Annotated in this window: 7 protein-coding genes; 1 reads left to right on the top strand and 6 read right to left on the bottom strand. The window is 68.9% G+C overall.

Going from position 1 to position 7,163, the window contains the following annotated elements; all coding sequences use genetic code 11:
* From RIF68_RS21045 to RIF68_RS21020, 6 genes are all read right to left on the bottom strand, one after another.
* Positions 1–197, bottom strand: a 197-nt coding sequence (locus tag RIF68_RS21045; protein ID WP_309052839.1) for a hypothetical protein, incomplete at its 3' end; no start/stop codon positions are given.
* Positions 198–202: 5 nt separating this feature from the next.
* Entirely contained in the window at positions 203–1,399 is a 1,197-nt protein-coding gene (locus RIF68_RS21040; RefSeq protein ID WP_309052838.1) for a family 1 glycosylhydrolase, read from the bottom strand.
* A 2-nt stretch (positions 1,400–1,401) separates the two neighbouring features.
* Complete coding sequence (locus tag RIF68_RS21035; RefSeq protein WP_375165727.1) at positions 1,402–2,253, bottom strand: ATP-binding cassette domain-containing protein; 852 nt, start codon at positions 2,251–2,253, stop codon at positions 1,402–1,404.
* Positions 2,250–3,995: an ATP-binding cassette domain-containing protein gene (locus tag RIF68_RS21030; protein ID WP_375165728.1), complete on the bottom strand. Its 1,746-nt coding sequence runs from the start codon at positions 3,993–3,995 to the stop codon at positions 2,250–2,252. The genes RIF68_RS21035 and RIF68_RS21030 overlap by 4 nt, the downstream gene beginning before the upstream one ends.
* Positions 3,996–4,075: 80 nt before the next feature.
* The gene (locus RIF68_RS21025) at positions 4,076–5,017 is read right to left on the bottom strand and encodes an ABC transporter permease (RefSeq protein WP_309052836.1); all 942 of its coding nucleotides are present in this window, start codon (positions 5,015–5,017) and stop codon (positions 4,076–4,078) included.
* Between the two features lie 16 nt (positions 5,018–5,033).
* Complete coding sequence (locus tag RIF68_RS21020; RefSeq protein WP_309052835.1) at positions 5,034–6,587, bottom strand: ABC transporter substrate-binding protein; 1,554 nt, start codon at positions 6,585–6,587, stop codon at positions 5,034–5,036.
* Positions 6,588–7,001: 414 nt separating this feature from the next.
* Between RIF68_RS21020 and RIF68_RS21015 the strand changes: the two genes are divergently transcribed.
* The coding region (locus RIF68_RS21015; RefSeq protein WP_309052840.1) for a helix-turn-helix domain-containing protein at positions 7,002–7,163 on the top strand (162 nt) is incomplete at its 3' end.

The raw sequence follows: 7,163 nt of genomic DNA, 5'->3' as shown, positions 1-7,163 counted from the left end.
ATCGGCACCATGAGCGCCATCGCCACGCCGAAGGTGGCCGCCACCAGGAGGGCGACGCGCCCGCCGGGCAGAGAAGCGAGGCCGGTGCCGGTGGCCCCGGCCGGGGCGGGAGAGACGGACAGGGTGCCGTCGCCCCCTTCCCCGGTCGGCCGGCCGGCGCTCTCCTGGGGCGAGGAGGCTTCGCGTGACGTCGCCATGTCGGTCAGGGCCGCCCCCGCCGGGCGACCTCGCCCAGCCACTTGAGGCTCGGCTTCGGCCGACGCTCGAACGTCTCCCGGTCCACGGCGATCAGACCGAACGTCGGCCCCCAGTGGCCCCACTCGAAGTTGTCCAGGGCGCTCCAGTGCAGGTACCCACGTACGTCGATGCCCTCGTCGACGGCCTCGAAGAGGTGGCGCAGGGCCTCGGAGGTATAGGCGATCCGGCGTTCGTCGTCCGCGGTGGCGATGCCGTTCTCGGTGACGAGGACGGGAGTGTTGTCGGTGACCTTCCACGCGTGCCGCACGGCGATGCCGATCGCGTCGGGACGGTACGCGTTGCCGGTGAGCGTCGTGTCGGGGCCCTGCGGATGCGGCACCACACCGTTCTCGTCGACCTCCTGGCTGGAGTACGACTGCACGCCGATGAAGTCGTCGCCGCGAGCCGCTTCCAGGTAGAGGTCCTCCCGGCCGTACCGCACCTCCCGGAGCTTGGCCTCGTTGCCGGGTGTGGCGGTCAGCGCCTGGCAGGCCACCGTCCAGCCGACCTTCGCGCCGGTGTGCTGCCTGAGCACCTCACGGGCGGCGTGGTGTGCCTCGGCCAGGCGGAGCCCGATGTGAGGGTCGGGGTCCGGCAGTACCGGCCGTGCGGCGCCCTCGACGGTGGGGCTGAGCCACTTCTTCGCTCCGCCGCTCCGCGCGGCCTGGCTCATCATCACCATGAGGGCGAGCATGTTGGGCTCGTTGATGGTGCACACCCACTCGACATCGTCCAGGATCGTCGCCGCCGACCGGACGTAGGAGGTGAAGCGGTCGATCGCCTTTTCGTGCGTCCAGCCGCCGGCTTCGGCGAACCAGCGCGGGTGAGTGAAGTGGTGGAGGGTGACGACGGGCTTCAGCCCCAGGTCCAGGGCAGTGTCGATCATGCGGCGGTAGTGGGCGAGTTCGGCCCGGGAGATGTGCCCTTCGGCAGGCTCGACACGGGCCCACTCGATGCCGAACCGGTAGGAGTTGAGGCCGGCGTCGGCGAGGAGTCGCATGTCCTCGGCGTAACGGTGGTAGCTGTCGCAGGCGTCACCGCTGCGCTCCATGCCGGACGCGCGGTGCTCCCGCACCCACCAGTCGCTGTTGGTGTTGTTCCCCTCGATCTGGTGCGGCGCGGTGGACGCGCCCCAGAGGAAGCCCGGAGAAGTGGAGGCCATGGTCAGTTCGCTTTCGTTTCGCAGGGTTCGAGGGAGGCCAGGCGGAGGCGCTCCGAACGGCGTTCACGCTGCCGAATCGGGTCCGCGACCGGTGCGGCCAGCAGGAGGGCCTGTGTGTAGGCGTGTTCGGGGGCGGAAGTGATGCGGTCCGCCGGTCCGGTCTCCACCACGTCACCTCGGTACAGCACGGTGACCCGGTGGCTGATGTGCCGGATGACCGACAGGTCGTGCGAGACGAACAGGTAGGAGACGCCGGTGCGGCGCTGGATGTCGATGAACAGGTCCAGGACCCGGGTCTGGGTGGACAGGTCGAGAGCGGAGACGGGTTCGTCGCACACGATGAGCCGGGGCTTCGGCGCCAGGGCGCGGGCGATCGCCACCCGCTGCCGCTGACCGCCGCTGAACTCCCGGGGCAGCCGCGCGGAGGCGTTCGCGGGCAGGCCCACGTGGTCCAGCAGCTCCCGTACGCGGGTCCGGGCGTCGCTGCCGGACGCCCCCCGTACCACCAGTGGTTCACTGAGGATGTCACCGATGGTGAGGGACGGGTTGAGGGACGTGTAGGGGTCCTGAAAGACCACCTGGATGTCGCGGGCCAGGCTGCGGCGGGCCTTCGGCGGGACGTGGGTGATGTCCTGGTCCTGGAAGAGGACGCGCCCGCCGCTGGGCTTGGCCAGCCCGAGGACGGCGCGGCCGATGGTCGTTTTGCCCGACCCCGACTCCCCCACGAGCCCCAGGGTCTCGCCCTCGCGCACGTGCAGGGACACTCCGTGCAGAACTTCGTGCGGACGAGCTCGCAGGCCCCGCCCGGGGTAGGAGACGCGCAGATCGGTCACGTCGAGGAGGGGGGTGGTCATGACGCCTCCGTGTCGGGAACGGCGCTGCTGCTGTCGGAGGCCACGGCGTCGGCCGGCCCGTCGGTGCGCACGGCACCGTCGTCGAGGATGGAGTCGAGCAGCATCCGCGTGTAGGAATGCGAGGGTCGGCTGAAGAGTTCCTCGGTGGATCCTGTCTCCACGATCTCGCCCTGGCGCATGACCGCGACGCGGTCACAGCTGTCGGCGACGACGCCGAAGTTGTGGGTGACCAGGAGTACGGCCATGTTGAGGTCTTTCTGCAGGTCCCGCAGCAGGTCGAGGATCTCCGCCTGCACGGTCACGTCGAGAGCGGTGGTCGGCTCGTCGGCGATGAGCAACAGCGGCCGGCTCGCGACGGCGCCCGCGATGAGCACACGTTGGGCCATGCCTCCCGATATCTGGTGCGGGTAGGAGTCGAAGGTCCGCCGGGGATCCGGTATGCCCACACGTTGCAGGAGGGCGAGGACCCGCTCACGCGCCTCGCTCCGCGACAGGGTGGTGGCTGCCCGGACGCCCTCGACGAGCTGCGATCCCACCGTGAAGGACGGATCCAGGTTGGACATGGGCTCCTGAGGGACGTAGGCGATCGATGTGCCCCGGACCTTGCGCAGTTCGGTTTCCGCGAGTCCCAGGAGTTCGCGTCCGTCGAGGCGGATGGAGCCCCGGGTGATCGTCGCCTCCGGGGGCAGCACCCCGAGCGTGGCGAACGCGGTCTGGGTCTTGCCGGAGCCCGACTCGCCGACGAGTCCCAGCGTCTCCCCGGCTTCCAGGCTGAGGTTGACCCCGCTGACGACCTCCGTCAACTCCCCCGAAGGGGCGGGATAGGCGATGGTGAGGTCCTCCACGACGAGCAGTCCGGAGGCGGTACTCGTGGCCGCGGTGTTCGCCGCGCCGGCCGCGGGGGCGGGCCGGGACCGGGCCCCGACGACGTCGGACGCCTTCGGCCGACCCCCCTCCAGCGCGTCCCGCAGCGCGTTGCCGAGCAGCACCAGGGACGCGGTCATCACGCCGAGGAACAGGCTGGGCCAGACGAACTGCAGGGGCTCCTCGTAGAGATTGGTGAAACCGTCGGCGATCATCGCGCCGAAGCTGGCCACCTCGTTGGACCCGATGCCCAGGAACGCCAGTCCGGACTGCACGGCGATGGAGGACCCGGAGAGGAACGCCGCCGCGATCACGATCGGCCCGCGGACGACAGACAGGACGTGCCGGCTGAGGATGCGCCGGTCGGGAAGCCCGGAGACCCGGGCGGCGTCGACGTAGAGTTCCTTGCTGACACCGACGACCAGGTTGCGCACCAGGCGGTAGATGCCTGGAGAGAGCAGCACCCCGAAGATCATCATCGTGGCGCGGTAGTCGCCATCGGTCACCGGGAGCAGCACGATGAGCAGCAGCAGCCCGGGGAACGTCATGATGAGGCTGAACACCCACTCGGTGAGACCGCGGACACGCCGGCCGAAATAGCCGCCGACCAGACCAAAGGTGACGCCGATGGCGAGGGCGATGCTCGCTCCGATCAGGGCCGAGACGACGCTCGTGTTGACCGAGTTGAGCAGCCGGGCGAAGATGTCGCGCCCGCTCTTGTCCCCGCCCAGGAGGTAGCCCTCCGTGCCCGGAGCGGCGTTGACCGCGTCCAGCGAGGAGTGGTTGGGGCCGTGCTCGGTGAGCAGCGGGGCGAGCAGACCCAGCAGCACGATGACGATCAGGATGCCCGCGCTGATGACGGCCTGCGGGTCGCGCATGAGAGTGTGCAGGGCCGACTTCCGGCCGGTGTCGGCCGGTGTCTCAAGGGTGTTCGGTTCAGGTGCCTTGACCGAGCTGCTCAATGGATTCTCGCCTTCGGGTTGAGCCAGCCGTTCACGAGGTCGACGGCGAGGTTGACGCAGACCACGAGCAGCACGCCGAAAAGGGTGATGCCCATGATGATCGGGACGTCGCCCTGCAACGACGCGTCGAAGGCGTAGCTGCCGAAGCCGGGGAGGGCGAAGACCTTCTCGATGATCAGCGCGCCGCCGAGCATCTGTACGAATTCGAGGGACAGCACGGTCAGTGCGGGCCCGGCGGCGTTGCGCAGGGCGTGCCGGAGCACGATCGACCTCGTCGGGACGCCGCGTGTGCGGAGGGTGCGTACGTAGTCCTTGCGCAGTTCGCCGATCATGGCGCCGCGGATCTGTGCCGAGAGGTTGGCGATGCCCGGCACCATGAGCGCCGCCACCGGGATGGCGATGGACGTCGCCCAGCTGCCGGGGTCCTCGGCGAACGGTGTGTAGCCGGTGGCCGGCAGCCACTTCAGCTTGATCGCCAGGAGATAGACGAGGGCGATCGCGATGAGGAGGTTCGGCACGAGGAAGCCGATGAGCGAGGCGCCCTGGGCCACCCGGTCCACGGCACCGCCGCGGGAGGCGGCCAGGACGCCGAGGGCCACGCTGATCACCGCGGTGAAGAGCAGGGCGGCCAGGACGACGGACAGGGTGACACCGAGCCGGGCGGTGATGGCGGAACGGACGGGTTCGGCGGTGAAGTAGGAGGCACCGAGGTCGCCGCGGACCGCGTGGGACAGCCAGTCCGCGTACTGGGTGAGAACGGGCCGGTCGAGGCCCATGTGGGCCTTCTGCGCCTGGATGCTCTCCGGTGTCGCCCCGCTGCCGAGGAGGGTGCCGGCAACGTCGTCGAAGGAGGTGCCCAGCAGCAGGAAGGTGATCAGGGTGACGAGTACGGCGAGGACCAGGCCGGTGCCCAGGCGTCGCAACACATAGGTGATCATCGTTCGGTTCCTCCGGTCACTGGCCCGTGATGCCGAACTGGCGCACGGTGCTGAACGTGGAGGAGCCGTCGCCGAGGTAGCGAATGCCCTTCTTGGTCACCCAGTGGGTACCGGCGTAGAAGACGGGAGCGTTCCACGCGTTCTCGACGGTGAAGGCGTTGATCTTCTGGTAGATCTTGGCCGCGGCGGCCGGATCCACTTCGGTGTTGGCCTGGTCCCAGAGCGCGTCGAACCGCTTGTCGGTGGTGCCGAACACGTTGCGCGTGCCGGTGGGGCTGAAGTTGTTCCGCGTCTCGATGGGGGCGGTGTTGAGGCCGTCCATCGTGAAGAACATCGGGTACTTCTTGGAGATGAACGCGGAGTTGGTCTGCTGGGCGGGCACCGTCTCCCACTGCACGGTGATGCCTATGTCCTTCAGCGACTGGGTGATGGTCGGCTCGAAGGGCTTGGTGTACACCAGGCTCGGCATCGGGACGGTGAACCCGTTCGCGTAACCCGCCTCGGCCAGCAGCCGCTTGGCCTCGGCCGGGTCGTAGGCGTACGTCTTCTCGAGAGCCGGGTCGTAGGCGTCGCCCTTGGGGTTGTACACCTGCACGGTGGGCTTGCCGCTGCCCTGGAGGATCTGCTTGACGATCTTCTCCCGGTCGAAGGCCATGTTGATCGCTTTGCGCACGCGCACGTCACCCAACGGCTTTAGCTTGGAGCCGTCCCGGTCGGCCAGCATCAGGACACCCGCGGCCGTGGCCTCCACATTCGTGACCTCGAAACCAGAGGACTTGAGGGCGCCCAGGTGCGTCGCCTCGACGCTGCCGGCGTTGACCTCGCCGGCCTTGAGCGCGTTGAGGGCCGCGGTGCGGTCCGCGATGACCCGCACCTTGACGGTGGGGAACGGGTAGGCCTTCTTGTTCCAGTAGTCGTCGCGCCGCTTCAGCACGTAGACCGAGCCGTTCACCGTCGCGCCCTTGTCGAGGGTGTACGGGCCGGAACCGACCGGGTTGAGCGCGGAGCCCTTCGACGTCATCGTCTTGGGGTCGCCGATGACTCCGGGGGCGCCCGAGAGTGCGGACAGCAGGGAGCCGTCCGGATGCCTGAGCTTGATGACGACCTCGTGGTCACCGTTGGTCTCCACGGACGCCACGGCGGCCAGACCTATCTGACTCGCGCCGGGCGTCGCCCTGATCCGGTCCAGGGTGGCCTTCACCGCGGCCGAGGTCACCGGTGTGCCCGAACTGAACTTCATTCCCTTGCGGATCCGCAGCGTCAGCGTGCGCGCGTCGTCCGTGTACTCCCAGCTCTCCGCCGCGCCGGGTACCAGCCGGCCCTCGTTGTCCTGGATGAGCAGCGTGTCGTAGACCGAGTTCCAGACGTACGTCTGCTGGCCCTCGACGAGCTGGGCGGGGTCGAAGGAGTTCGGAGTGCCGATGATGGCCAGGGAAAGGGTCCGGCCGGAGCCCGACGAGGCGTCGCCCGACTGGCTGTCGCACGCCGTCGTCGAGAGCAGGACCGCGCCGGCGACGGCCACGGGTGCGACCCGGGACAATGGCCGTGCAAGCGGGAAGCGGATGCGCATGGGCAATCTCCTTCGACTGCGGGAGGTCCGTGAGGACGTTGGGGTCGTGCCGGTGTGGGGCCGCAAAGCCCACGGCTTCGCCGGTGCACGGGACGGGGTGGGACGGCGCGGTGCGAGAACTTCGTGAACACTTACCACTAGGTTGGTTTTCGGTCGGAACTCTGACCCAGGTCGAGGGTCTGCGGAAGATGGTGCTCAGTCTTCGTAATAGAGGCGTTACATTCGGTGGGCGGGCGCCGCGGTCGCGGTTGCGGGTTCCGGGGTGGTGCGGAGCTATCGGTACGGAATGCGACCACGTGGTAAACATTGGGGCCACTGGGCTGAGGGGGCAGGCGTCGGCGCCTTGAGTGAGGCGTCGGTGCGGCCGCGTCGGGAGGGGTGCCATCGCGGTGCCCGAGAAGGGAGACGTTCACCGTGGGGCAGTCGAAGTCGCGTGGCCCGTATGCGAAGACGGCGGCACGGCAGGCGGACATTCTGCGGGCGGCGCGCGACAGCTTCGCCGACCGCGGTTACGCGGGAGCTTCGCTGCGAGACATCGCGGAACGGGCGGGCATCACACATGCCGGCCTGTTGCAC

Source organism: Streptomyces sp. (assembly GCF_031178505.1).
GTDB classification, from domain to species: Bacteria; Actinomycetota; Actinomycetes; order Streptomycetales; family Streptomycetaceae; genus Streptomyces; species Streptomyces gulbargensis.
Note: the sequence above shows the minus strand (reverse complement) of the source record. Positions and strands in the feature narration are given on the sequence as shown.

Bases quoted from the DNA above. Each gene is read 5' to 3' on its own strand.
- RIF68_RS21035 (WP_375165727.1), bottom strand. From the start codon at position 2,253: ATGACCACCCCCCTCCTCGACGTGACCGATCTGCGCGTCTCCTACCCC.
- RIF68_RS21020 (WP_309052835.1), bottom strand. From the start codon at position 6,587: ATGCGCATCCGCTTCCCGCTTGCACGGCCATTGTCCCGGGTCGCACCC.
- RIF68_RS21040 (WP_309052838.1), bottom strand. From the start codon at position 1,399: ATGGCCTCCACTTCTCCGGGCTTCCTCTGGGGCGCGTCCACCGCGCCG.
- RIF68_RS21030 (WP_375165728.1), bottom strand. From the start codon at position 3,995: ATGCGCGACCCGCAGGCCGTCATCAGCGCGGGCATCCTGATCGTCATC.
- RIF68_RS21025 (WP_309052836.1), bottom strand. From the start codon at position 5,017: ATGATCACCTATGTGTTGCGACGCCTGGGCACCGGCCTGGTCCTCGCC.